Origin of the sequence: Shewanella sp. ZOR0012, assembly GCF_000798835.1 — a bacterium.
Taxonomy (GTDB): domain Bacteria; phylum Pseudomonadota; class Gammaproteobacteria; order Enterobacterales; family Shewanellaceae; genus Shewanella; species Shewanella xiamenensis.
Genome location: NZ_JTLE01000094.1, coordinates 594,154 through 620,320, shown reverse-complemented (window position 1 = coordinate 620,320; position 26,167 = coordinate 594,154). Strand labels below are relative to the sequence as shown.

Here is a 26,167-nt window from a genome sequence, read left to right as displayed (position 1 = left end):
AAGATACGCTGAAAAGAGTCATTCCCTAGGCTGCATTCGTATTCACCGCCTTGAAAATAAACCACTAGGAGTGGAATACTGGCAAATGCAATCCGCTTGCCTGTGAGTAACAAAAAAACGGCATCAGTTTAGGATTTTTCGCCTTGTGTTATAAAAGCATTAAGCATGCAGTTAAGTTGCACTCGCCAATCCTGCCAAACTTCAGGACATTGCATAGCCACAAGATGGTGCTTATCCAGCGTCTGTCGCAGTTTATCGCTATTAAGCGCGCTGTAACTCGGCCTTTGTGCCAGTACATTGCCTTTCTCAAGCGCTTTGGCGGCATAACTGAGGCTATCAATGGCAATGATGGGCACGGCTTTCTTTAATAACTTCAGAGCCAACGCTTGCTGCTGAATTTCAACTGCAAATTCATACCAACTGCATTGCCCCTGCCCTGAATAATGAAATAGCCCCGCCTCACCCGTTAGCATCAGTTGCCAGATAAGCAACGCGAGGGCATCGACCCACGTAGGTGAGCCGATTTGATCGTTTATCACTGAGAGCGACTGAGCATCGGGCGTGGCGGCCATCAACCTCAGCATAGTTTTCACAAAATTATGCCCATCGACACCGTAAAGCCATGCGGTACGAATAACAATCGCGCGCTCACCCAAGATACGCAGCACCGCTTGCTCTCCGGCAAGCTTACTCTTGCCATAAACGGATAATGGCGAAGGTGTCACCGTTTCACTTAAGGCATTGGCCTCAACGCCCGCAAGCAGGCCGCTAAAAACATAATCACTGGAAATATGTACTAACCGCGCGCCCGTGAGCGCACATTCGGTTGCCAATAATTCTGGGCCGTGGCTATTGACGCGATAAGCCTCATCCACCGCCGTCTCAGCCTTATCGACCGCATTATAGGCCGCGCAGTTAATCACCCAGTCGGGTTTCACCTGCGCAAACACCTCAGCCACGCGGTATTTATCGCTGATATCTAACGCAGCATGCGTAAGCGGATGGAGATTCAATGCTAATCCACCATTGAGATGCGTTCGGATTAATGCTTTCGCCAGCTGGCTGTGCGCGCCAGTTAAGAGCACTGTTGGTCGCGCGGGAGTGACATCCTGCATTGATTGACTCAAGCGCCTCAAATTGCTTCATCGCGAAAGTGCGGTATAAAATCAGCAACAGTTTTATGCCCACGCAGAGTCAAAAAGTCTAACAGCGCCATGGGCGAGCGATTAAGCAGCTTATCCTTTGGATAATCAACCGCATCGATAATGCTTAAGGCGCGATCAAATCCACCAAGGCTAAATGCCACATGGGAATCAGACCCCATGACTAAGGTTGCACCTAACGCTTTAGCCGCCTTAGCGATCGCGGTGCAGTTGGCTTCACTGCCCTTGCGAGACACTTCAAAGGAGGAATTATTAATTTCAAGTGCTACACCATATTCTGCTGCGGCAGTGACGACTGCTTCAATATCAATGGGATATGCGGGGTTTCCTGGGTGAGTAATAATATCGACCTTGCCACTTTTAATCGTATTAATCATCGCCTCGGTTTGGGTGGCCTTATCCGAGGGCGCAAACACGGGTTCATGGAATCCAGCCAAGACGATATCGAGCTGCGACAGATAATCGCCAAAGTAATCGATTTCACCGTCGCGATTTTTAATATTGGCTTCAATGCCGCGTAAAATGCCGATGCCATCGACCATGCGCGGCAATACCCGTAAATTCACAAAATGCCAAAAATGCGGCGCATCCGCCATGGCCGGGCCATGATCTGTCGTCGCAAACAGGCGGAGCCCCTTTTGTTTTGCCACCGCAAGATAATCATGGATAGTGCTATAGGCATGGGAGGATGCCACGGTATGGGTATGGGTATCGACTGGGTACTGCATGGGTCACCTCTGTCTTTTAACTCGCATTTAAAAAAGAATTTTTAAACATCAATCTGTTACCGCTCTGCTTGTACAAGAGTCGCCAAGTCAACGACCACAGGCAGTGATATACAACAATGCCTTAGTGGAATAAAGAGAGCAGTTCATCGGCACTACCTTGCCATGCGCCACTGCCCTTACCTTCAAGAATACTATCGGCTAAACCTTGTTTATGCTGCTGCATCTCTTGGATTTTTTCTTCGACCGTTCCCTCGGCGATAAGCTTGTAGACAAACACCGGATTTTCTTGGCCAATACGGTGTGCTCTGTCAGTGGCTTGCCTTTCGGCCGCAGGATTCCACCAAGGATCGTAATGAATAACCGTATCGGCAGCGGTCAAATTAAGCCCAGTTCCGCCCGCCTTTAAGCTAATTAAAAACACTGGCGTATCGCCTTCTTGGAATTGATCAATCTGTACCTGACGTAGCCGAGTTTGGCCCGTCAGTTTGCTGTAGTTGATATCTAAGGATTGGAGTAATTCTTCAATCAAAATCAGCATACTAGTAAATTGGCTGAAGATTAAAATTTTGCGTCCTTCCTGCACCATTTCCGGCAAGTTTTGGCTAAGCCAGTTAAGCTTGGCGTTATTTTTAACTTTTTGTGCCTGTTCGAGTTTTACTAATCGCGGATCGCAGCAGGCTTGGCGCAATTTGAGCAAGGCATCTAAAAACTCGATATGGCTGCCCGCCACGCCTTGGCTTGCAAACAATTCTCGAATTTTTTTCTCCATACTTAAGCGAATACTCTCGTACAGATTGCGTTGATCTTTCTCAAGCTCAAGAGTTTGATAAATTTCGGTTTTAGGCGGAAGTTCAGTCACTACCTCCGTCTTAGTTCGTCTGAGCACAAAGGGCGCAATGCGTTGACTCAACACTTTTGCCTGCTCGCTATCGCCGTAACGCTCAATCCGATAACGAAATGCCTTATTAAAATAAGCCGTTGTCCCAAGGAGTCCTGGCAAACAAAAATCCATTAAGGATTTGAGTTCACCTAAATGATTTTCAAGGGGCGTCCCCGTAAGGCAGAGTTTAAAAGGCGCCTGCAGCGCTTTAATCATCTGACTGACTTTAGCTTGAGCATTTTTAATCTGCTGTGCTTCATCAAGCACTATGTGCTCAAAAGGTTGTGCCTGGTAAAAATCGTTATCCCTCACCATTAACGGATAGGTAGTAACAACCACATCAAACTCACTTAACCGTGCCAAAAGCGGCCCGCGCTGTGCGCCATGGATCACCGCCAGTGTTAACGAAGGCGCAAATTTTGCCGCCTCCTTTGCCCAGTTTCCGACCAGACTGGTGGGGCAAATAATTAAACTGGGTAGATGAGGGGCTGCCGCGGATTTAAGCTGTTTTTGCTTCAACAGGAATGCCAAAGTTTGAATGGTTTTACCCAATCCCATATCGTCGGCTAAAATGCCACCTAGCTGATATTCCTTTAAAAAACATAGCCAATTTAAGCCCTGTTGCTGATAGGGACGCAGTTTTGCCTGTAATTGGGTTGGCGCAGTAACCGCAACAACACCAGTAAATTGTTCTAATTTGGCAGCAAGTTGGCGCACCCGCTCACCATTGAGCAGGCTAATCTCACTTTCAGCTAACTCATTGAGTAAATTCGCACGGTACTTAGGTAAGGCGATACTGTTGCCGCGGTGCTGCTCAAACAACTCTTGAATGATGCTCATTAGAGGCTTGATAACACTGGCCTTGATTTTTAGCCACTCGCCAGAGGGGCTGGGTAGCAATAGCTCAGCATCATCGGCTGGCTCACCGTGTTGTTTTAACCAAGTGGCCACCAGCGGCAACATGGGTAACCGCTGACCATTGATATCCGCATGCAAAGACAGCGAAAACCAGCCCTCTTTACTGTCATCCAGCTCAACGGTTAACGGCGTGTCGACTACCTTAAGGCTAAACTCGGGCGCCAATAACACCTCAACACCTTGGGCTTGTAATCTTGGGACATCTTCCTCGATAAAGTGCAGCCACTCCCGAATCGCCTCGGACAACGCACCTAAGCGCCAGTGGCAGACTAAACTGCTAAGATCAAATACAAAACGAGTAAATCCAAGCGTTTGCAGAACCTCAACCGCCGCTTGTTCTTCGTCCAACGCACGGTTAATTTGATAGGTCGTTCCGCCTTGGGTCACAAGGGTTAAGGCTTCTTTAGCTGCATTACCACTCAAAACGACATCACCGTAGATAAATGCCAAGGTCACATAGGGCTGATTGATATCAACAGCTTGAATATGTGGCGTTGTTGTCTTGAGTTGGGTCGTATTAGGTAGAGTAGCATTGGCATGAGTCGATGCCGCCGAAAGCATATTTAGGCTCAACCGAACCCGAAGTTTATCCCGTAGTTCGACAAAATTGATGGCACTTGGTAGCGGCACTGTGCGCGCTGAAAAATGTTTAATCAGTTTATGACTCACCACCTCAACCTGCGTGCGAGGCACGGGTGGCATTTGGCTGAGTAGGCGCAATTTTTCAATACTGATATCGGTGTCGATAAGACCAATTTGAAAGTAATCGAGTTCGATATAATACGCAGGCTCGGTTGGCACAAGCTCCCAATTATCTCGCTTGGGCAAAACAAGGCGCATTTGCTTGTGTTCACTATCAATATCTTGCCAAATAAACTGTGGCGTAATGGCATCGCCCGCGGTCAATGCGAGGCGACTTTCCTCCCAAAAACAACGTTCGGTCGCGAGCATTTTCTCAAGCGCAACCGCACCTAACTGCGCCTTAAGATAGAGCCGCGATGCACCATGGCGCCTCGTAGACATTATCAGATTGATGATCAGCACATCCTCGGCACCAATCCATGCAGGCATATAATATTGCACATCCGAGAGTGCAATTTTGGAACCCTTGTTATAACCGCCCTTCTTCCCAACCTTGCCGCGCCTAAGCTCGATAAACACCCCATTATCGTCCTTTGAGAGGATATACAGCACCCGATCATCGTAGAGGGACTCAACATCATTCAAACGAGGATCATCGGCATCATCGAGTAGATGTAACCATTGGGCGATGCGTTGATCCTCAACCGTTTTATCGGTGAGCAAGCTATACAGTACAGCAGCCATATGCTTGCAATGTCCCGTGGCGGGACAAGAGCAAAAACCGTTCATGATGAGCTTATGATTGACGCTGACTAAACGTATATCCTGACGATAGGGCGAGGTTTCACTGCCCGCTACCGAGCCTTCAATATGGCGAAAATCGGCATTGGCTTTTGCGCTTAACACCTTCCCCTGCATCACATAATCACGGGCACGCATCAAGGTCGGCGGCGTGAATAAGGACTCAATTGCCGTTTGAGTCAATTGAATGGGCTCTTGGGGGGGAAAGCGATTCATCAGCAAAACCTTGAAACTCAAAAATCCCTTTACGGACAATAAACCACGATTGTCAAAGGCATTTATCAACGTGTAAGGGGGAATTGTATTGAAACCGGGTGGGGAAAGCCAGAAGACGAATCACTTACGTGAGCGGGATATATCCCCGCAGACCATTCCTGCGGGGATGTGCCAACTAAAGTCACCTCAACTTAGGCTTGACGACGCTTATCAGCAATATAGCGATCAACCAATTTTTCTAAAATATCTAAGGGAACAGCGCCATTTTTAAGCAGCACATCGTGAAAATCGCGCAAATCAAATTTGTCCCCAAGAGCTTGTTTGGCTTTTTCCCGCAGTTCGAGGATCTTCATCATCCCCACCTTATAGGCTGTCGCTTGGCCGGGCATCACAATATAACGCTCAATTTCAGCGGTTACATCGCGATCTGACATTCCAGTATTTTTCTTCATATAGTCAATGGCTTGTTCCCGCGTCCAACGACTATGGTGAATACCTGTATCAACAACAAGGCGCACAGCTCTAAACAACTCCGCCTGCAAGCGACCAATATTATCGAAGGGATCTTGTTGGAAACCGAGTTCCCAAGCTAAACGCTCACTATAAAGTGCCCAGCCTTCAATATAAGCGGTAAAAGGTGCCATCTTACGAATAAGTGGTTGCCCTTCAAGTTCCATTGCAACTGCAACCTGAAAATGATGTCCGGGGATCCCCTCATGGTAGGCTAAGGTACGCATGCCGTATTTAGGTGTTGCTTTGATATCAAAGAGGTTGGCATAAAAACGTCCTGGGCGGCTGCCGTCAATCGCCGGTTGCTGATAATAAGCGCCAGGAGCCGTTTTCTCTTTAAATTCAGGAATACGCACCACTTCCATTCCGGCCTTTGGACGGATACGAAATGCGTTGTCGAGTCCGGCATTGATCTCGTCGAGGATTTTTTGATAATCCACTAGGATCTGCGCTCTGCCAGCATCGGTGTCTTCATAGTAAAATTTAGGATCGGCGGCCAAGGCCTCAATCGCCACCGAAAATCCTTGGCTTGTATCGTACCCTTGTGCAGACAAGATGGTCATGATTTCACCTTGGATACGGCTCACCTCGGCCAATCCTTTAGCATGGATCTCATCGGCGGTGTAATTTGTCGTAGTAAAGAACTTCAACAGCTGTTCATAGGCGACATTCCCATTAGGCAAAGCCCAATAACCATCATCCGTGCCTGCTTTAGTCTGTAACTCAGTAAAATAATCAATGAAGAGTCGATACGCTGGCTGCACGTAAGCTTCGATATTGGTTTTTGCCGTGGCAAGCAAACGCGCCTGTTCATCACTGCTAATCTGAGTTTCTGCTAATTTGGTTTTAAAGGAGCTGTAGAGAATATTGTCTTCAACTGGCGCACTGATAAAGTCATTCATTTCAGTAAGCACCCGCTCAATCACAAACTTAGGCGGAATAATGCCCTTAGCTTCTCGAAGTTTGAGCCCTTCTAAGGTTTGTCCAAACTTAGTCTTCACCGCAATTAAGCGCGAGAGGTAATTTTCAGCATCATCAACCGAATGGATTTGATGCTGCGCCTGCATAAAGCTTGGGTAACCATTTTGCACACCAAACAACTGATTCACCGGATAGTTATGATAGCGATAGGGTTCGGCCGCGAGGGCAAAATCCGCCAGATACAATGCAATATCCTTCGAAATACGCTGATTATCATCGAGATCAGCGTCTTGGTAACTCAGTAATGTGTCTCTTAACGCACGGACTTGAGTAAAGGTTTTGTCCATGGCTTCAGGGCTATCATCGTCGAGCAGGGCGTTATGCCCCGTAATCCCAACAGATTCTAAAAATCCTAAGGATGTTAACGTCTCAGGACTTTCAAAGGCCATTTTTACGACGCTTCTATCTAAAAATGCGCGAAAGAAAAATGGCTTTTTGGCAAACCATTCATGGGCGGCAACTGCCATCAACAATAGCAATATGGCTAAAATGCCAAGCCCAATGCGTTTTAATACCGTTTTCAATATTGATGCTCCACAGGTCATTATTGTCAAAGTTCGATGGGAAAACTTCCCAATACGGAAAACAATACCACCACCACAAATAAGCAACAATTTAATAACGTAACGAAAAGTGACAAATAAATAAGCCACCTTCTAAATGTTTAGCACCACTTTTTATAGTGCGAGTAAACTTACAGGAATAATTATTTCAATCTGGCTTCAGTGACACAATCAAACACTATCCATATGAATAAAAACAATAAAAAATTATCCCCATCAAATATTCGAACTAAAAACCCCTTATAGATATGCCCTAGTTAAAAATAAAGCTATACAAAAAGTGGGAGTATGCTATTCTGCGTCCTGGCCTGTGAGTCAGACCTATTTATAAGCAATATTATGTATTTGAAAACCTTCGCTGCACCCGGTATTTGTTTGCTGTCATGAAGCTTTCCACTCATAACTTATCATCAATGTAAATAATTCTATTTCTGGCTAATTTCACGCATTGTTGCGAATTATTTTTTTGAAAATTTTGGAGACATTCATGTCTAAAACTACTGGTGTAGTAAAATGGTTTAACGAAGACAAAGGTTTTGGTTTTATTTCCCCTGATAACGGTGGCGCTGACGCATTCGTTCACTTCCGCGCAATCGTATCTGATGGCTTTAAAACCCTTGCTGAAGGTCAAAAGGTTTCTTACGAAGTCGAACAAGGCCAAAAAGGTCCTCAAGCTGCGAACGTTGTTGTTCTGTAATTAACTTCCCGCAAGGGATTAATTAACAACAAGTTTACAGACAAAATGCCGACTCAGTGTCGGCATTTTTTATTGGTGCGTTTTATCCTATTGATTGATGTTCTTATTAAACCAACTAGCCCTGCAGTAGTTTTGCTTCTGCATTTTCTACTCTTCTCGGTTTGCCGACGATGAGGAGAATATCCCCCGCTCGAAATACCCAATCCGATGCAGGATGCTCAATTTCTTGACCATTACGACGTATCGCCCTCAACTCTACCCGCAGTGATTCCCAATCAATATCCGCCACTTGCTTACCAACGGCATTTGCACCACGGTGCAGCAGCACTGCATGCAAAGATTCTAAAGTGAAATCCGTCTCTGTACCCGAGAAAAAGCCATGTAAAAATTGATAATGATTACGCCGCTCCGACTCTAACCGCTTGAGGATCCGCGCTAATGGCACTCCGCATTGATGCAAAACCTGCGAAACTAACATCAAACTTCCTTCTAAGGTTTCTGGGATGACTTGATTGGCCCCCGCCTTTTGCAATAAGTCTAACTCGCTATCATCGCGGGTTCTGACCAAAATGTTAGCTTCAGGAGCCAGTTGCCGGCATAAGGGTAAGGCGTCTTCTAAACTGCGGGAGTCGCTAAAGGTGATCACTATCATTTTGGCATGCTTAATACCAATCTGTTTGAGAATGGCCCGCTTACACACATCACCAAAGTAAATAGGCTCCCCAGCTCGACGCGCCTCAGAAACCCTTGTGGGATCAAGATCGAGCACCAAATAAGGCACGGCTTCGGTCTTTAAAAAACGCGCAATGGTTTGCCCTACGCGCCCATACCCCAAAATCACCACTAAATCATGGTCGTCGCTTATCACAGGAACCACATCGTCTACATGCGCTGACTGGCGGATCCCCAATAACCACTTTGCAATATCCACACTGTGACGCACCAACCAAGGAGCGATACTCATAGACAATACCGCCACCATCACCAGCATCGTACTGGTCTCATTACTCAGTAACCCATAGCTAACGGCGAGCGCGAGTACCACAAAACTAAATTCCCCCACCTGCGCCAAGCTTAAGGCTGTGCTAATCGCAATCCTAAAGGGCTCGCCCACTAAACGTAATAATCCATAGATAATAAGTGCCTTACCAAACACAACCGCGAGCAGAACCAATAGAATTTGCCACCAAAACTGAATAACTAATCCAAAATCCAGCATCATGCCGATAGAAATAAAAAATAGCCCCATTAATAGATCGCGAAAGGGGCGAATATCCGCCTCGAGCTGACGACGATATTGGCTCTCACCAAGCAGCATCCCCGCCATAAATGCCCCTAAGGCCATCGATAAACCTAACCACTGGGTAAATGCGCCCGTGACCAAGGCGACCACTAATGTTGAAAGCACAAAGAGTTCATTTGAGCGCGACCTTGCCACCTCATCAAACAGCCTGGGTAAAGCCCACTTCCCCAAAGCCATTAAGAAAAAGAAGGCGAGAATCCCCTTGAGTAACGCCCAAGCGATAGAGGCTAACATTAAGGGTTCATCACTCTGTGAGAGTAATGGCAGTAGAATCAGCAGCGGCACTACCGCTAAATCCTGAAATAACAATACACTGACAGATAATTCGCCATGACGACGCCTCAGCCAGCCCTGCTCATTGAGCAGTTTAAGCACTATGGCGGTAGATGAAAGCGCAATTGCAGCGCCGATAACGAGTGATTCAATCCAATTCAACCCACAGGCTAACGCCACTAGCATAGTCAAGACAGTGGTGACGAGCACCTGGGCACTGCCTAAACCAAACACGGTTCTGCGCATCGCCCATAAGCGGGGTACCGAAAACTCAAGCCCTAGGGTAAACATCAACAGCACTACCCCAAGCTCGGCGACAGACTGCATTTGCTGCTGAGTAAACCAATGAAAGCCACTCGGCCCACTGAGTACTCCTGTTAACAAATACGCCAAAATAGCTGGCAAACCGATACGCCTAAGTAGCGCAATCGCAACGATCGCAATGACTAACATCAACAGAATTTGAATCAAGAAACCATGTTCCATAGACGCACTAGCTCCTGTCAAATTACTGGCATGTTAAAAATTATAACGATGAGCTTTAAGCTTAACTGAGTGACAAGTAAAGACAAATTTAATTGGCAATATAACGGCACACATATTGCTTAACTAAGGTAACAGTTTTTATCGCCATTTCATTTGCTGGGGTAATCATAATGGACTTTGGCTTAGCGACCACGTTATATCCCGATGAATATAACTATCAAACAGAGGCATATAGCCCGACATCCACGCCGTTGGATCTCGTGCAAGTTATCCAGCAACTGCATGCTAGTTTAGATCCGCGGACAGTCTTTGCCTGCTACGGCAAAGTGCTGGGACAACATCTGCCTATACAAGGGGTTCGACTACAATCTGAGCAATATAAATTAAGCTGGGGTAAACGTTATGGGATTAGCCTTAAACGGCAGATCATTTGCGGTGGGACACCAGTTACACTGCAGTATCAACTATTAACGCCGCTAACGCCCTCACAGAGCATCAGCTTGCAAGAAATAGAGCCGCTCTTGTTACAACCATTGCTGAATGCCATGCAGTACCAAGAAATGTCGATGCAGGCTATGTTTGACTCCCTAACGGGTCTTGGAAATCGTCACTATTACAGCCAAAGCCTGAAAAACGCGGTGGCTAGGGCTCACAGAAAACAGGGAACGGTGTCACTTATTGTGTTGGATTTGGATAATTTTAAGCAGCTTAACGATAAGTATGGTCACAAATGCGGTGACTATATTTTGAAGGAGTTTGGTGACATTATCCGTAGCTGTATCCGTAGTACAGATCAGGCTTTCCGCATCGGCGGCGATGAGTTTGTGGTCATAGTACAAGGTAATATTCATGCCGCGGGTTTACTGTGTGAGCGTATCGTCACTGCAACCAATGCCAATACCAGCTTCCATCAATTTGGCGTGAGCAGTAGCCTTGGGGCGGCTGAGGCGAGCGACACGATGGAAGCCGAACAACTCTATGAGCAGGCTGATAAAACTTTGTATCAAGCCAAAGCCTCGGGGCGTAATTGCTACAAGTTAAGCCCGGCCCAACTGTCTTAATCGAGCATGGATGCTGCTCACTGGCGATAAAGCATGGCAAATAGACTTTGCTATCCGATCGCATTCCCATCAAACTTAAGCCCGATATCATCCCCTTGGGCACAAAATGCCTTTTCGACCCAGAGACCAAAGGCCATCACCAGCTTATCGTTGTAGAACACGAATCCTACATCAGTACGTAACCAAGGCGGCACAGCGCATTCCTGCCATAACTTTTTCAGCTCGCGTCCCTTATCTCGAAAATGTGGCTGACAGCGAAATTGCCCCGGCAAGCCATAACGTAGACTCACCAATTCATCGGCGTTAGGTAAACGCAGCCGAGGGCCTGTTGTAACCAACGCAAATGGCGCAATCTTGTCTCCAACCATTGTTGATGCTTGAGTCAATAAGGTCAGAATCTCTTGATGTAGGTCGCGCGCTGTAATGTGGGGCACGGTAGATAGGGTTTCTCCACTATCCAGATAAAGCATCCCTGCAAAGCGGCGCAGTACACAGTCATTAATGCGGATATGGACCTTAGCATCCTCTTTAGCGTGGATTAATTGCTGCAACATTTGCTGCAACTGCACGTAGGATGGCAGTGAAAATCCTTGGGACTCAATAAAGCCCCGCAGCAGTATCCCTTGCCATTCAATCGGTTGCGCTGCCAATTCAGTCAGCTTGAGTACAGTTTGCTCAGTAACAGCCGCCTTGGTTAACAGCTTAGGTAAACGCTCACTTACCTCAGTTTCTACTATGGCTTGCTGCTCGGCACAAAGCTGGGCGCTGCGGCTTGCGGTGCTGGCGATACTTGGCCAGCGCGCTTTTAGGCGTGGGATAATCTCGAGGCGAAGAAAGTTACGATCGTACTTATCATCTTGATTACTCTCATCATCGATATGGACTAAATGTTGCGCTTTAGCAAAGGCTTCAATCATCTCGCGGCTAATATCAAGCAAAGGACGCACTTGTAAGCACGATCCTTTACCTGCTAATGAGAGCGGCTGAATATGCCCCATGGCCGCTAACCCCTTAGGGCCTTGACCGCGTTTTAGGGCTAACAGAATTGTCTCGAGTTGGTCATCTTCATGGTGAGCGGTTAGTAAGATATCCTGCGGATTAAGATGCGCTAAAATCGCCTGATAACGCGCTTTTCGCGCTGCAGCCTCAACGCTCACCCGAGGACCAAGCTCGAGCTGAACCCGTTCTACCGTCACAGGTAAACCATACAGGGCCGCGCGTTCTTGACAATGCTTGGCCCAAGCATCGGCATTGGGGCTCAAGCCATGGTGTACATAAATCAATTGATAGCGTAAATCAGGACGCTGTTTAGCATATTCACTTAAGCCGTAGGCGAGCACTTCGGAATCGACTCCGCCACTGTAAGCGAGGACTAACTTGCTCCCCGCTTGAAAGGGTAAGCTATCTAAAAATCGCGCTATATGAACACTCAAATCCTGCGCAGCCATCCTCTTCCCCACTCAAAAACAACAGAAACCTAAGCTTGGTTCGACTTAAGGCAGATATTACGATGGAAATACAATCCGCACTTTGTTCGGGCCGAGTAAACTTTCCAAGGCAAAGACCAACTCATCACTTGGGTTAACTCGCCAGGTTTCGGCCAATCTAAACTGCCCCTTGGCTTGAGCTTGGCTATAGTTAATCAGCACTGGCACAGCGCCATTACGCCATGGACTGATTGCCTGCTCAATGCCCTCGAGCATATTTGGGGTCAGCTGCGATGCCACTAAATCGATTTCCAATGCACTGGCAAAATGGCTACGCGCCTCACTGATATCGATGATATTGCGCGCCGTCATCCGGTTTCCACCGGCAAAATCATCAAAACTCACCTCACCTTCACAGATCAGGATCCGGTCCTTTTCCAGCAGGTGATTAAACTTCTCAAAGGCTTCAGTAAACAGCATCACCTCAAGCCGAGCGCTCTTATCATCTAAGGTCAGTAAGCCCATTTTTGAGCCGCGTTTAGTGAGCATCACCCTGGTCGCCACGACGAGGCCCGCAGCCTTGACGGTTTTGCCCCGTTCGGTAGGATGCACATCCTTCAAGCGCCCTGAGGTGTAATGCTTAAGCTCTTTAAGGTATTGATTTATTGGGTGCCCAGTTAAATACAACCCTAATGTTTCTCGCTCGCCCTCAAGCCAAATTTTGTCCGGCCATGGGGTACATTCCACAAACTGTTGCTTGCTATCCTCAGGATCACTATTGAGCAAACCAAACATATCATGCTGACCAATAGCCTCAGCCTTCGCATGTTGGTCTGCTGCGCTAATGGCCTCGGGTAAGGTTGCCATCATCGACGCGCGGTGCGGTCCGAGGGAATCTAACGCTCCCGCACAGATAAGCTTTTCAATAACCCGTTTATTGAGCTTTTTTAGGTCGATACGGGCACAGAAATCGAATAAATCAACAAAGGGACCATCTTTACGCGCCTCTAAAATTGACTCAACTGGCCCCTCACCCACGCCTTTGATCGCACCAATGCCGTAGACAATCCGCAGATCATCATCAACGGTAAACTTAAATAATCCCTTATTCACATCCGGCGGAATGATGGTGAGCCCCATCCGCTCGCATTCATCCACTAAGGTCACAATTTTATCGGTGTTATCCATATCGGCAGACATTACAGCCGCCATAAATTGCGATGGAAAATGGGTCTTCAACCACAGCGTTTGATAGGAAACTAACGCATAGGCCGCAGAGTGAGACTTGTTAAAACCGTAACCAGCGAACTTTTCCACAAGGTCGAAGATTTTCATCGACAGCTCGCCGTCGACACCGTTTTTAATCGCGCCCTCTTTAAAAATACTCCGCTGTTTGGCCATCTCCTCAGGCTTTTTCTTACCCATAGCACGGCGTAACATGTCAGCGCCGCCCAAGGTATAACCTGACAATACCTGTGCAATCTGCATCACCTGCTCTTGGTACAAAATAATGCCGTAGGTGGGCGAAAGCAGTTCTTTTAAGGATTCATGCTGGTATTGAGAATCGGGGTAAGACACCTCTTCACGGCCATGCTTACGCTCGATAAAGTTATCCACCATGCCCGATTGCAACGGCCCTGGGCGAAACAATGCTACGAGTGCAATCATATCTTCGAAGCAGTCGGGCTGTAGACGTTTAATCAAATCCTTCATACCGCGGGATTCGAGCTGGAATACCGCAGTGGTTTCATAACGTTGCAGCAATCTAAACGAGGCTGGGTCGTCTAGCGGAATCGCTTCAATGCGTATTGGTGGACGGCCATTTTTAACCTCCACCTTGTTGATCATCTCTAGCGCCCAATCGACGATGGTGAGCGTTCTAAGCCCAAGGAAGTCGAACTTAACTAGCCCCGCAGTTTCCACATCGTTTTTATCGAACTGAGTGACGGGGTTTTTACCTTCGGCATCGCAGTATAGCGGCGAAAAGTCGGTGATCTTAGTGGGCGCAATCACCACGCCCCCCGCGTGCTTACCCGCGTTACGGGTCACACCCTCAAGTTTGCGGCACATGTCGATAAGATCTTTGACATCTTCATCGGCATCGTAGGATTCCTGCAATGCAGGTTCCACTTCAAAAGCTTTGGCCAGTGTCATCCCAGGCTCAGGTGGGATTAGCTTTGAAATACGGTCGACAAAGCCATAGGGATGGCCCAGCACCCGGCCGACGTCTCGGATAACCGCCTTAGCCGCCATGGTACCGAAAGTAATAATCTGCGATACCGCTTCACGGCCGTACAACTCAGCCACGTGGTCAATGACCTCGTCGCGTCGATCCATACAGAAGTCAACGTCGAAGTCGGGCATCGACACCCGTTCTGGGTTCAAAAAACGTTCGAACAGCAGGTCAAATTCGAGGGGGTCTAAGTCGGTAATCTTAAGGGCATAGGCCACAAGCGAACCCGCGCCCGAACCACGGCCAGGACCAACGGGAATCCCGTTGTCCTTACCCCACTGAATAAACTCCATCACGATAAGGAAGTAACCAGGAAAGCCCATTTGGTTAATCACTTGAAGCTCGATGTCGAGGCGCTCATCGTACTCACCGCGACGCTCGGCGCGCACTAGTGGGTCGGGGAATAAGAACGCTAAGCGCTCTTCGAGCCCCTTCTTAGAGCGATCAACCAAATAATCCTCAATCGACATATCGCCGGTGGGGAAGTTAGGTAAGAAGTATTCGTTTAAACGAATAGTGACGTTACAACGCTTAGCAATTTCAACGGTATTGGCAAGGGCTGCGGGGATGTCAGCAAACAGTTCACACATTTCCTCTTCACTGCGAAGGTACTGCTGCTCACTGTACTTTTTAGGACGGCGTGGATCGGCAAGCGTAAAACCATCGTGAATCGCGACCCGTATTTCATGGGCTTCGAAGTCCTCTGGCTTTAAAAACACCACCTGATTTGTAGCCACCACAGGAATACCCTTTTCCTGCGCTAATCCCACCGCCATGTGCAGATAACGCTCTTCATCGGGGCGTCCGGTGCGTAACAACTCAAGGAAATAACGTCCCTCAAAATGCTGCTGATAGAACTCGCATAACGACTCAACCTGAGTATTGTTGCCCTTCAGCAGCGCCTTACCCACATCCCCTTCTTTGCCCCCAGACAGCAGCAAAATGCCTTGGTTATATGTGACCAACCACTCTTGGTCAATCACTACGCGACCTTGAACATGCCCGCGTAAATAGGCTTGACTGATGATTTGGGTGAGGTTTTGATAGCCCTCATTATTCATCGCAATAATGGTTAAGGCGCAAAACTCACCATCAAAACCAGGCACTTGCATCCAAAAGTCCGCGCCGATAATCGGCTTGATCCCTGCGCCATGGCAACCGCCGTAAAACTTCACTAGACCACAGAAGTTATTTTGATCTGTTAAAGCCACCGCCGCCATCCCATGCGCTTCAACTTGAGCAAGGATTGGCTTGACCTTAGCCACACCATCGGACATAGAAAAGTCACTGTGGACACGCAGATGCACAAAACGAGGATCGGACATAATTAGAATTATCTTTGAATAGCAGGTTAACAATCACTAAAAAAGCAGACTAGCAAAGTCACCGCCCTTGGGCTAGTGACTTTGCTCTCAAGCTGAAGTGAAAACACCCAATCGGTGTTAACGCTCCAGTAATGCCTTGACGGGTTTGAAACTTTTACGATATTGATCGAACACACCATGCTCGGCGATGGCGTCAAAATGCGCCTTCGTTGGATAGCCCTTATGCTTAGCAAATCCATACTGTGGATAAGCGGCATCGAGGGCATCCATCTCCCGATCGCGGGTCACTTTGGCAATAATCGAGGCTGCACTGATGCTGGCAATCAGGCCATCACCCTTGACTATGCTATGGCTCGCCAAAGACAGCCCTTGGTGAGTAAACGCCGGGCAGCGATTACCATCGACTAAAACTAACTCGGGCGCACGTGCAAGCCCTGCCACCGCGCGCTGCATGGCAAGCATAGTGGCATGCAGGATATTCAGCTCATCAATTTCCGCAGGACTAGCGCGCCCCACATGAAAGCTTAAGGCTTTTTCACAAATCTCATCGAATAATGCCTCGCGGCGCTTCTCGCTGAGCTTTTTAGAGTCATTTAAGCCCAAAATAGGTCGATTAGGATCGAGGATCACCGCAGCGGTGACGACATCGCCAACGAGGGGACCACGGCCAACTTCATCCACACCCGCCACTAAACCTGTTGAGAAGGTGGCGATATCGGTGTCGGTCAGCGTCTTAAATACCGCCATTAGTTCACATCCTTAACATCAACCAGAGCCAAAACCGCCTCGGCCGCCTTCTGGCTGGCATCGCAACGCAGCAGTTGATGCAAACGTTCAAACTCGGCTTTGATTGGTGCAAAGTCGCGGTTAAGTTCAACGCCAACCGCGGCAGCTATTTTCTCTGGCGTGCAATCATGCTGAATAAGCTCTGGTACCACATCTCGCCCCGCTAATAGATTTGGCAGCGAGAAACGATTCACCTGCATCATGCTCTTGGCAATACGATAGGTCAGTGGACTCACGCGGTACGCCACCACCATTGGGCGTTTAATCAGCATGGCCTCTAACGTCGCTGTACCCGAGGCGAGTAAAATACCATCGGCAGCGGCCATCACTTCGCGTGACTTGCCTTCCACCATGTGAATTTCTAAATCCGGCGCATAATCTTTTAACGCTTGTTCAAACTGCTCACGGCGCTGTTGATTCACTAAAGGCGTCACAAAGCGAATATCGGGAAATTGCTGCTTGATAAGTAGCGCCGCCTTCACAAAGGGCTCAGCCAATTGCTTTAGCTCACCGCCGCGCGAACCAGGTAAAATCGCGAGATATTCAGCCTCAGGATCTAACTCCAGCAATTGACGCGCACTTGCTTTATCACTCTCAAGCGGAATGTCGTCGGCTAAGGTATGACCGACAAAGGTACAAGGCACTTGATGCTTATCGTAGAAGGCTTTCTCGAAGGGCAATAATGACAGCACCATATTAGTCGCCTTGGCGATTTTAAAGATCCGCTTAGGCCGCCATGCCCACACCGAAGGACTCACATAGTGAACGGTTTTAATCCCCTGAGCCTTTAATTTAAGCTCCAGACCGATATTGAAATCCGGCGCATCAATACCGATAAAGCAATCAGGCTTAAGCTCGGTGATGGACTTAATTAACGAAGCTCGGACATGGAGCAGGCGTGGCAGGCGCGATAGCACTTCAACTATCCCCATCACGGCTAATTCTTCCATCGCGAACAGGGATTCGAAGCCTAAGGCTTCCATACGAGGTCCACCAATACCAACAAAACGGGCATTGGGATGTGCTTTTTGCAGCGCGGCCATCAAACCCGCACCTAAAATATCGCCGGAGAGTTCTCCGGCGACCATTGCAAACACTAATTGAGATTTTTTGCTCATAAACCAATCATATCTGACAAGTGAATGGCACCGCAGCGATAACCTCTGCCATGGCATTTTCTAACGCAGAATGTCACGAGCAGTGCCTATGAATGGCATAGTCTAGAGTCGAAACTCTTAACGCATCATGCCGCTAACGAATAATGCCGCGACCCGAAGATTTGACAAACTCAACGAGCAACTTAACTTGCGCGTCATTTTGTGCATCTTCGGCAAGTGCCTCAACCGCTTCTTCAACCGTCAGGCTGCTACGGTATAAGGTTTTATAAGCGCGGCGCACCGCTAATTGAGTTTCCTTAGAGAAGCCTCGGCGCTTCATACCTTCGCTGTTTAAGCCGCGAGGGATAGCTGGTTGTCCCGCAGCCATCACAAAGGGTGGTACATCCTGTAATAATAACGAACATCCCGCAGTAAAGGCGTGGGCACCGATATGCACAAACTGGTGAACGCCAGTCATGCCACCGAGAATCGCCCAGTCACCGACATGCACATGGCCTGCGATAGACGCATTATTGGCCATAATTACGTTATTGCCGACCACGCAGTCGTGGGCAATGTGCACGTAGTTCATAAACAGGTTGTTTGAACCAATACGGGTTTCGCTATTGTCTTGAACCGTTCCACGGTGAATAGTGACATGCTCACGGATAACATTGTTATCGCCAATGATAAGGCGTGTAGGCTCACCTGCGTATTTTTTATCTTGGCATTCTTCACCCACAGAGGCGAATTGAAAAATACGGTTGCCTTTACCTATCACCGTCGGCCCCTTCACCACCACGTGGGAGCTTAACCAACAATCGTCGCCAATCTCGACACCCGCGCCCACATAACTCCATGGGCCTATGGTGACATTTTTACCAATTTTTGCATCGGGATGCACAAACGCTAATGTATCTATCACTGATTAATCTCTCTGCGGGCACACATGATTTCAGCGGAACAAACCACTTCACCATCCACTTTGGCCTCACCATAGAAAACGCCAATCCCGCGGCGCTCTTTAATCATTTTGACTTCAAAATGGATTTGATCACCGGGTTCGACTACACGTCTAAAACGTGCATTATCGATACCCGCAAAATAATACAACACACCAGGTGGTGGCACATCGTCACTCATGGTCTTAAAAGCAAGCAGACCAGTGGCCTGCGCCATGGCTTCTAAAATCAGCACGCCGGGCATCACAGGCTGGATCGGGAAATGCCCCTGAAAGAAGGGCTCATTAATCGTCACGTTTTTAATCGCATGGAGACTCTCACCGGGGGTGAAATCCAGTACGCGATCGATTAATAGGAATGGATATCTATGGGGCAGATACTTAAGGATCTCCGAAATATCCATAGTGTTCATTTGATTAGACACGAACCTAGTTCCTCAAAATTGCCTTAGGGCAATTACTCTGGTGTATTTAAATTTTTTTCCAACGTCTTCACGCGCTGGAACAGTTCATCCAATTGACGGAAGCGAACTGTGTTTTTACGCCACGTTTTGTTATCCATAGCAACCGTGGCTGATGAATACAAACCAGGCTCACGCATATTACCAGTAATGTTGGTCGCGCCAGAAATATGCACACCATCGGCAATGGATAAATGGCCAGCAATGGCACAATTTCCACCAATAATACAGTACTTACCAATAGTGACACTGCCCGCAATCGTGGTACTGCCTGCAATAGCTGTATTTTCACCAATAATATCGTTATGGGCGACCTGCACTTGGTTGTCGATAATCACACCATTGTGGATTTCGGTATGGCCTAATGCACCGCGGTCAATCGTTGAATTAGCACCGATTTCGACGCGATCACCAATGCGCACACCACCCGTTTGGGGGATCTTAACCCACTGTCCGCGCTCATTAGCGTAACCAAATCCATCGGAGCCAATAACGGCACCGGAATGAATAATACAGTCTTGGCCTAAATGGACATTGTGATACAGGGTGACATTGGCCCATAAACGGCTATTTGAGCCTATGATGGAGTCTTGTCCAATCACAGTACCCGCACCAATTTGTACATTTTCACCGAGGATAACATTGGCACCAATCACCACATTAGCACCAATTGCCACACCTTCACCTAACTGGGCAGAAGGGTCAATTTGCGCTGAGGGATGAATACCCATCGCTGCCTTGGGCGTGGTATCTAACAACTGCGCCACACGAGCAAACCCCACATAGGGATCTTTTACAACTAACGCAGTGCCAGGATAGTCCTGCGCATCTTTAGCCGACAATAACACCGCGCTCGCTTGAGTTGACTCAAGCTGAGCACGGTATTTGCTGTTGGCTAAAAAAGAGATTTGTCCCGCTGTGGCATGTTCAAGCGTTGCAACACTGTTGATCACTAAGGTTTCATCGCCTTGGACAACGCCATCTAATATCAGGCTTAGCTCTTTTAAAGTCACACTTTTCATCAATTACTTGCCTTTGCTTAAGGCTTCAACCACTTTGCCACTGATGTCAGCATTTGGCTTAACATAAATGACTGCACCACGCTGTAAAACTAAATCGTATTTTTCTTTTTCAGCGATAGTGTTAATGGCTTTTTGAACCTTAACTAACAGTTTGTTTTGCTCTTCGCCTTGGCGACGACGTAAGTCCTCATCCAACGCCTTACCTTTCAACTGATATTCAGATTTTAGCGCTTCCATTTTACGAACCAGCTCAGTTTTTTGCGTGTCATTCATTAACGCGCCATCACGTTGCTGCTTCTCCATCAGAGAGCGCATTTCTTCTTGCATTTTCTGAACTTCAGACATGCGATCACCAAACTCTGACTTCAGAGACTGCATGATTTGCTCACGTTGAGGTAACTGCTCAAACACAGCGCCCATATCAACTACAGCAATATTTTCCGCCTGCGCAGCTAAAGGTGCACCTAATAAAGCTAACGTCACCAGGGCACGGTTTACCATCTTGTTCAAAATAGACTCCTTGTTACCTTTGTTATATTCAGCAAAACTTGCCGAGTGTATGCCTTTTAAAAAGTTTTGCCAATATTGAACGAGAAGATCTCTGTTTGATCGCCTTCGTACTCTTTAATCGGCCATGCCAAGCTGAATACCATAGGGCCCATTGGTGATAACCACTGTAAGCTTACCCCCCAAGATGCTCTTATACGCGCAGGGTCACTGTAGTCTTGTAACTTATCAAACTCTTCAGCGGGTAAGGTTTGATATTTCGCAAAGTCAAACTCGGTATCCCACACGTTACCGGCATCGAGGAAGAAGCTGGTACGTACAGAGTTGGTATAAGCCTCATCCAAGAATGGCGTCGGTACAATAAACTCTAAACTCGCAGTTGCGATAGCGTTACCACCGATTGAACGGCCAGAGCTTACCTGAATACTGTTTGGATCGCCCGGTAAACTACAACCATCGCCCGATGGATCCGGCGCACAGGGTTCACTTCCACGGAAAAGATAGAAGGAACGCGGACCTACGGAGTTAGACTTAAAGCCACGCAGTGAGGTGCTACCGCCTGAGTAATAGTTTTCCCAGAATGGAAGGATCTGGTCATTATCGTTAAATTGACCATAACCATTACCATAGCCTAAACGACCACGTGCCAAGACCACAAAACTTTGACTGCGGTTGAGAGGGAAATAGTAGTTGGTATCGAAGTCAGTCTTGAAGTACTGCAGATCTGATCCAGGTACAGTCATCTTACCGCTTAAACGCTGTGATGAACCGTCTGTTGGGAAGGTTCCTCGGTTTAAGGTACTGCGATACCAACCTAAACTCAGCTCAAAGTTATCAAAACTTAAGTCTGCATTTGGATCATCTTCACGGTAAATATTGTAGAAACGCAGCGCCTGTTCATAGGCAGAGATTTCTGAAATCGTGTTATGACGATAACCAATACCGCCGTTGATACGGTTGTATTCGTTAATCGGGAAACCAGAGTTTAGCGCTACCCCATAGGAGCTGTTTTTATAGCGTTCAAGGTTGGCTTCGTTCGCATCGAACTCGTTCCAGTAAACACTACCACCTAAGCTCACACCATCTTTAGTCCAATACGGATCGGTGTAAGATAAGTTGACGTTTTTAGAGTACTTGTTGGTACTTAAACTCACACCCGCTTGGTTACCCGTGCCGAGGAAGTTATTTTGCTGCACACCAAACTGTAGGCTTAGACCTGATTCAGTACCATAACCGACACCGGCGTTAAATGAGCCAGAAGGCTGCTCTTTCACCTTAACCGCTACATCGACTAAATCGTCAGTACCGGGCACTTGAATGGTTTCGGTATCGACGGTTTCGAAGAAGCCTAAACGGTTTAAACGGGCTTTAGATTGCTCAACCTGCGCTGAGTTTAACCAAGCACCTTCCATCTGACGCAGTTCGCGACGCATCACTTCATCTTTAGTGACAGTATTACCGGTAAAGTTGATGGAGCGAACATACACACGCTTACCAGGTTTGATATTGATGTTTAAGGTCACTTCCTTGGTCTTATCATCAATTTCAGGGTAGGTTTTCACTTCAGGGTAAGCGTAACCGAAACGGCCTAAGTATTTGCTGTACATCTCTTCGGTGAAGGTTACATCACCGCCGTTGTACATATCGCCCGCCTTGATAGGCAGAATCGATTTCATCAACTCTTCACGACCCATCAGATCGCCCGTGAGGTTAACGCCTTTTACCTTGTACTTCTCACCTTCATTGACGTTGATAGTGATGTACAAGCCTTTACGGTCTGGGGTCATCGCCACTTGAGTCGAGGTAACTTCAAAGCGAATATAACCCTTGTTGTGGTAATAGGTTTTAATCGTCTCAAGGTCGGCTTGAAGCTTTTGCTTCTGATAGCGACGCTCACCAAACAGATCCCACCAAGCCACATAATCTTTCAGTTCTAACATGCCGATAAGCTCAGCATCAGTGAACTCATGATTACCGACCACGTTAATTTGGCGGATTTCGGCCGCTAAACCTTCAGTAAATTTGAACTTAAGTTCGACACGGTTCCGGGGCAAGTTAATCACCTGCGCCTCGACTTTGGCGCCGTATTTACCCACGCCGTAGTAGAAGTCTTGTAACCCCTTCTCGATGCCAGTCAGCATTGTGCGGTCTAAAGATTCGCCGACTTTAACGCCTGAGCCGTCCAGACTTTCCTGTAACTGCTCATCTTTAATGTCTTTGTTGCCTTCAAACGTCACAGCACTGATGGTTGGTCTTTCGGTGACTTTGACAATCAACACGCCGCCATCATGACTGACTGAGATATTCTCAAAGTTAGTTGAGGCATACAGGCTTTTAATGGCTTGCTGAATTTTTAACTGATCTACAGTGTCGCCCACTTTCACTGGTAAGCTTAACAAGGCAGCACCCAGTGCGACTCGCTGCAAACCTTCAACTTGGATGTCGGTCACTTCAAAGGGTTGGAAAGTATCCGCCAACACAGTCCCTGAAAACGACGCACCGACGAATAACATCGAGGCAAAAAGTTTATTCAATCTCATAGAGCACTTCTAATTATTAGTCTGTCCTTGCTCAGAGTCGGGCAAAATCATTGAAGAGCGCAATGCTCATCAACATCAGCAGTAATGCTGCCCCAAATCTGAATCCTATTTCCTGTACCTTTTCAGATACAGGCTTACCAGTTATTACTTCAACGAAGTAATACAGCAGGTGTCCCCCATCGAGCACAGGCAATGGCAGCAAGTTAATGATGCCTAAATTGACACTGATAAGCGCGAGGAAACCGAGAAAGTAAACCAAGCCATAGTTTGCACTATTGCCCGCACCCTGTGCGATTGAGATAGGTCCACTTAAGTTTTTCACTGACACATCGCCAGTAAATAATTTGCCAATCATCTTAAAGCTCACGACAACAAGTTGCCATGTTTTATCGGCTGCGATAGCAAAAGATTCGATTGGCCCATATTCCAGCTGTAATCGCATATTCTCAGGCCATTGTGCCTGAGCCGGGCTCACCCCAAGCACGCCGACATCTTTACCATCGCTATTTTTAACACTTGCTGGTGTCACCGAGATGGCAAATTGCTCGCCATTACGGCGCACGGTTAACTCCACAGGCACATTGGCAGAATGCTGAATAATGTCAACAAAAGCTTGCCAATCGGTATATTGCTGGCCATTGATAGCCACTAAGGTATCACCGACCTTCAGATCACTCTTAGCCGCTGCACTGCCTTCACTGATGAGCGCAATTTGTGGCTCAATCGCAGGGCGATACACGCCCAAGCCCAGTGCCGTGATCGGTGACTCTTTCTCAGGGTCGAAACGCCATTGACGGGTGTCTAAAGTGTAAGTACGAGTATCGGTATCAAGTCCCTGTAAACCGTTAAGGGGCGCAAGGGATAGTGTTAAACTGTCATCACCAATATGGCCAACAAGCGCCAAATTGACTTCTTCCCAATTCCGTACCGGCTGGCCTGAAATCGCCGTCACTTGCATCGGCTCAGTGACTTGGATTTGTGCCGCCGCAGTGCCAGGTGTCGTTGAGGTAATGACTGGCTTTAGCGATGGCACACCAATTAAATACATAAAATACAGTGCGATAATCGCAAAAATAAAGTTCGCAATGGGGCCAGCCGCCACAATGGCTATACGTTGCCACACGCTTTTACGGTTAAAGGCCTGATCTTTTAAGTTATCGGGGACATCTTCAACACGCTCATCGAGCATTTTGACATAGCCACCCAGCGGGATCATGGCAATAACATATTCAGTACCATCTTGACCGACTTTGCGCCAAATCGCCTTACCAAAACCAATCGAAAAACGCTCAACTTTCACACCACAGCGGCGCGCAACATAGAAATGGCCGTATTCGTGGGCAGTAATTAACAGCCCAAGTGCTACGATAAAAGAACCTAAGTTCCACAAAAAATCTAACATTCCACTCCTTACGTCATCAGTAAATCCACTCAAGCCTCGTCAACAAGAGGCCTAAGCAAATTTCGCTAGTAATTCACGGGCATATATCCGTGTTTGTGCATCGAGAGCAATGATATCTTCGATGCTGGTCATCGCCCGTTTAGGCACCGACGATAAACAGGCTTCGTTCACCTTGGCGATATGGGTAAACCCAATCTTGCCTTGTAAAAACGCCTCCACGGCGATTTCATTGGCCGCATTGAGTACCGTAGTCGCTTCTTGCCCTTGGGCACAAGCGGCAATCGCTAAAGCCAAACAGGGGAAGCGATTAAAGTCTGGCTCACAAAAGCTTAACTGTCCGACTTTGAAAAAATCCAAAGGTTCAACACCGGAGCGAATTCTTTGCGGATAGGACATACAATGTGCAATCGGTGTACGCATATCCGGGTTGCCCATCTGCGCGATCACACTGCCATCGCGGTATTGCACCATAGAATGAATAACACTTTGCGGATGAATAACCACCTTTAGTTGATCTTTCTGGGTATTGAACAACCAGCGTGCTTCGATAAACTCCAAGCCCTTATTCATCATCGTGGCGGAGTCGACCGAAATTTTCGGCCCCATTGACCAATTTGGATGTTTGCAAGCCTGTGCTGGCGTCATTGCCGCAAGACTTGACAGCTCGGCGGTTAAAAATGGACCACCAGAACCGGTGAGCAAAATATGAGAAATACCTGACGCCGCTAAATCACAGCGCCCTAAATTAGCCTGCACTTCTTCGGGTAAGCATTGGAAAATCGCATTGTGTTCACTGTCAACCGGCAACAACGTGGCGCCAGAGCGTTTCGTTGCCTCAATAAACAGCTCGCCGGACATCACCAGCGCCTCTTTATTGGCGAGCAATACCCGCTTACCCGCCTTCACCGCAGCCAGTGTCGGGACTAAACCCGCCGCGCCGACAATCGCAGCCATCACAGTATCAACCACTGAGGAGGTGACTAAGGCAATAAGCTCATCCTCGCCACTAGTGACTTGGATATTAAGCGCCGCGGGTAATTGCGTCTTGAGTGCTAATGCAGCATTAGGATCGACCATATGGGCGACCTGCGGGCAATGGGCTAAACACAGGGCGAGCATCTTGTCGACACTCGCATTCGCCACTAAAGCATACACTCGATAGGCTGAAGGGTTGGCCGAAATCACACTTAAGGTACTGGCACCAATCGAGCCTGTCGCACCCAAAATCACCATATTTTGCATAG

At 47.6% G+C, this 26,167-nt stretch carries 18 protein-coding genes; 2 read left to right on the top strand and 16 right to left on the bottom strand.

Annotated features, from left to right (window positions below; genetic code table 11):
* Positions 1-128: 128 nt before the first annotated feature.
* The 4 genes from rfbD to L976_RS04525 all read right to left on the bottom strand — a co-directional run bounded on the left by rfbD (position 129) and on the right by L976_RS04525 (position 7,303).
* Entirely contained in the window at positions 129-1,115 is a 987-nt protein-coding gene (rfbD, locus tag L976_RS04540) for a dTDP-4-dehydrorhamnose reductase (RefSeq protein ID WP_047534676.1), read from the bottom strand.
* Positions 1,116-1,132: 17 nt separating this feature from the next.
* Positions 1,133-1,891, bottom strand: coding sequence for a phosphatase (locus L976_RS04535; protein ID WP_047534674.1), 759 nt, complete (start codon positions 1,889-1,891; stop codon positions 1,133-1,135).
* A gap of 121 nt (positions 1,892-2,012) precedes the next feature.
* Complete coding sequence (locus L976_RS04530; RefSeq protein WP_047534671.1) at positions 2,013-5,288, bottom strand: DEAD/DEAH box helicase; 3,276 nt, start codon at positions 5,286-5,288, stop codon at positions 2,013-2,015.
* 191 nt (positions 5,289-5,479) lie between these two features.
* Entirely contained in the window at positions 5,480-7,303 is a 1,824-nt protein-coding gene (locus L976_RS04525; protein WP_047534669.1) for a DUF885 domain-containing protein, read from the bottom strand.
* A gap of 526 nt (positions 7,304-7,829) precedes the next feature.
* Between L976_RS04525 and cspE the strand changes: the two genes are divergently transcribed.
* Positions 7,830-8,039 carry a transcription antiterminator/RNA stability regulator CspE gene (gene cspE, locus L976_RS04520; RefSeq protein WP_011071803.1) on the top strand — a complete coding sequence of 70 codons (210 nt, stop codon included), beginning with the start codon at positions 7,830-7,832 and terminating at the stop codon, positions 8,037-8,039.
* 115 nt (positions 8,040-8,154) lie between these two features.
* Here cspE and L976_RS04515 read toward each other — a convergent pair whose 3' ends face one another.
* Positions 8,155-10,101: a monovalent cation:proton antiporter family protein gene (locus tag L976_RS04515; protein ID WP_047534667.1), complete on the bottom strand. Its 1,947-nt coding sequence runs from the start codon at positions 10,099-10,101 to the stop codon at positions 8,155-8,157.
* A gap of 170 nt (positions 10,102-10,271) precedes the next feature.
* Between L976_RS04515 and dgcS the strand changes: the two genes are divergently transcribed.
* A complete protein-coding gene (gene dgcS, locus L976_RS04510) occupies positions 10,272-11,162 on the top strand; it encodes a diguanylate cyclase DgcS (protein WP_047534665.1) in 891 nt (296 codons plus the stop codon).
* A 50-nt stretch (positions 11,163-11,212) separates the two neighbouring features.
* Here dgcS and tilS read toward each other — a convergent pair whose 3' ends face one another.
* The 11 genes from tilS to ispC form a co-directional block, all read right to left on the bottom strand.
* A complete protein-coding gene (tilS, locus tag L976_RS04505; RefSeq protein ID WP_047534663.1) occupies positions 11,213-12,610 on the bottom strand; it encodes a tRNA lysidine(34) synthetase TilS in 1,398 nt (465 codons plus the stop codon).
* 57 nt (positions 12,611-12,667) lie between these two features.
* Positions 12,668-16,147, bottom strand: coding sequence for a DNA polymerase III subunit alpha (dnaE, locus tag L976_RS04500; RefSeq protein WP_047534662.1), 3,480 nt, complete (start codon positions 16,145-16,147; stop codon positions 12,668-12,670).
* Positions 16,148-16,264: 117 nt separating this feature from the next.
* Positions 16,265-16,894 carry a ribonuclease HII gene (rnhB, locus tag L976_RS04495; protein ID WP_047534659.1) on the bottom strand — a complete coding sequence of 210 codons (630 nt, stop codon included), beginning with the start codon at positions 16,892-16,894 and terminating at the stop codon, positions 16,265-16,267.
* Positions 16,894-18,051, bottom strand: coding sequence for a lipid-A-disaccharide synthase (lpxB, locus tag L976_RS04490; protein ID WP_037429558.1), 1,158 nt, complete (start codon positions 18,049-18,051; stop codon positions 16,894-16,896). Before lpxB ends, rnhB begins: the two co-directional genes overlap by 1 nt.
* Positions 18,052-18,184: 133 nt before the next feature.
* Positions 18,185-18,955: an acyl-ACP--UDP-N-acetylglucosamine O-acyltransferase gene (gene lpxA, locus L976_RS04485; RefSeq protein WP_037416761.1), complete on the bottom strand. Its 771-nt coding sequence runs from the start codon at positions 18,953-18,955 to the stop codon at positions 18,185-18,187.
* Positions 18,952-19,416: a 3-hydroxyacyl-ACP dehydratase FabZ gene (fabZ, locus tag L976_RS04480; protein WP_037416758.1), complete on the bottom strand. Its 465-nt coding sequence runs from the start codon at positions 19,414-19,416 to the stop codon at positions 18,952-18,954. Before fabZ ends, lpxA begins: the two co-directional genes overlap by 4 nt.
* 32 nt (positions 19,417-19,448) lie before the next feature.
* Positions 19,449-20,474, bottom strand: a complete 1,026-nt coding sequence (lpxD, locus tag L976_RS04475) for a UDP-3-O-(3-hydroxymyristoyl)glucosamine N-acyltransferase (protein WP_047534654.1) — start codon at positions 20,472-20,474, stop codon at positions 19,449-19,451.
* Between the two features lie 3 nt (positions 20,475-20,477).
* The gene (locus L976_RS04470; RefSeq protein ID WP_037416754.1) at positions 20,478-20,975 is read right to left on the bottom strand and encodes an OmpH family outer membrane protein; all 498 of its coding nucleotides are present in this window, start codon (positions 20,973-20,975) and stop codon (positions 20,478-20,480) included.
* A gap of 65 nt (positions 20,976-21,040) precedes the next feature.
* The gene (gene bamA, locus L976_RS04465) at positions 21,041-23,521 is read right to left on the bottom strand and encodes an outer membrane protein assembly factor BamA (RefSeq protein WP_037416752.1); all 2,481 of its coding nucleotides are present in this window, start codon (positions 23,519-23,521) and stop codon (positions 21,041-21,043) included.
* A gap of 31 nt (positions 23,522-23,552) precedes the next feature.
* Positions 23,553-24,923 (bottom strand): sigma E protease regulator RseP, encoded by a 1,371-nt coding sequence (gene rseP, locus L976_RS04460; RefSeq protein WP_037416749.1) that lies wholly within the window; start codon positions 24,921-24,923, stop codon positions 23,553-23,555.
* 51 nt (positions 24,924-24,974) lie between these two features.
* Positions 24,975-26,165: a 1-deoxy-D-xylulose-5-phosphate reductoisomerase gene (gene ispC / locus L976_RS04455; protein ID WP_047534651.1), complete on the bottom strand. Its 1,191-nt coding sequence runs from the start codon at positions 26,163-26,165 to the stop codon at positions 24,975-24,977.
* Positions 26,166-26,167 lie beyond the last annotated feature (2 nt).

Bases quoted from the DNA above. Each gene is read 5' to 3' on its own strand.
- lpxD (WP_047534654.1), bottom strand. From the start codon at position 20,474: ATGAAAAGTGTGACTTTAAAAGAGCTAAGCCTGATATTAGATGGCGTT.
- rseP (WP_037416749.1), bottom strand. From the start codon at position 24,923: ATGTTAGATTTTTTGTGGAACTTAGGTTCTTTTATCGTAGCACTTGGG.
- bamA (WP_037416752.1), bottom strand. From the start codon at position 23,521: ATGAGATTGAATAAACTTTTTGCCTCGATGTTATTCGTCGGTGCGTCG.
- rnhB (WP_047534659.1), bottom strand. From the start codon at position 16,894: ATGGCGGTATTTAAGACGCTGACCGACACCGATATCGCCACCTTCTCA.
- tilS (WP_047534663.1), bottom strand. From the start codon at position 12,610: ATGGCTGCGCAGGATTTGAGTGTTCATATAGCGCGATTTTTAGATAGC.
- rfbD (WP_047534676.1), bottom strand. From the start codon at position 1,115: ATGCAGGATGTCACTCCCGCGCGACCAACAGTGCTCTTAACTGGCGCG.
- dgcS (WP_047534665.1), top strand. From the start codon at position 10,272: ATGGACTTTGGCTTAGCGACCACGTTATATCCCGATGAATATAACTAT.
- L976_RS04515 (WP_047534667.1), bottom strand. From the start codon at position 10,101: ATGGAACATGGTTTCTTGATTCAAATTCTGTTGATGTTAGTCATTGCG.
- L976_RS04530 (WP_047534671.1), bottom strand. From the start codon at position 5,288: ATGAATCGCTTTCCCCCCCAAGAGCCCATTCAATTGACTCAAACGGCA.
- L976_RS04470 (WP_037416754.1), bottom strand. From the start codon at position 20,975: ATGGTAAACCGTGCCCTGGTGACGTTAGCTTTATTAGGTGCACCTTTA.
- cspE (WP_011071803.1), top strand. From the start codon at position 7,830: ATGTCTAAAACTACTGGTGTAGTAAAATGGTTTAACGAAGACAAAGGT.
- L976_RS04535 (WP_047534674.1), bottom strand. From the start codon at position 1,891: ATGCAGTACCCAGTCGATACCCATACCCATACCGTGGCATCCTCCCAT.
- ispC (WP_047534651.1), bottom strand. From the start codon at position 26,165: ATGCAAAATATGGTGATTTTGGGTGCGACAGGCTCGATTGGTGCCAGT.
- lpxB (WP_037429558.1), bottom strand. From the start codon at position 18,051: ATGAGCAAAAAATCTCAATTAGTGTTTGCAATGGTCGCCGGAGAACTC.
- dnaE (WP_047534662.1), bottom strand. From the start codon at position 16,147: ATGTCCGATCCTCGTTTTGTGCATCTGCGTGTCCACAGTGACTTTTCT.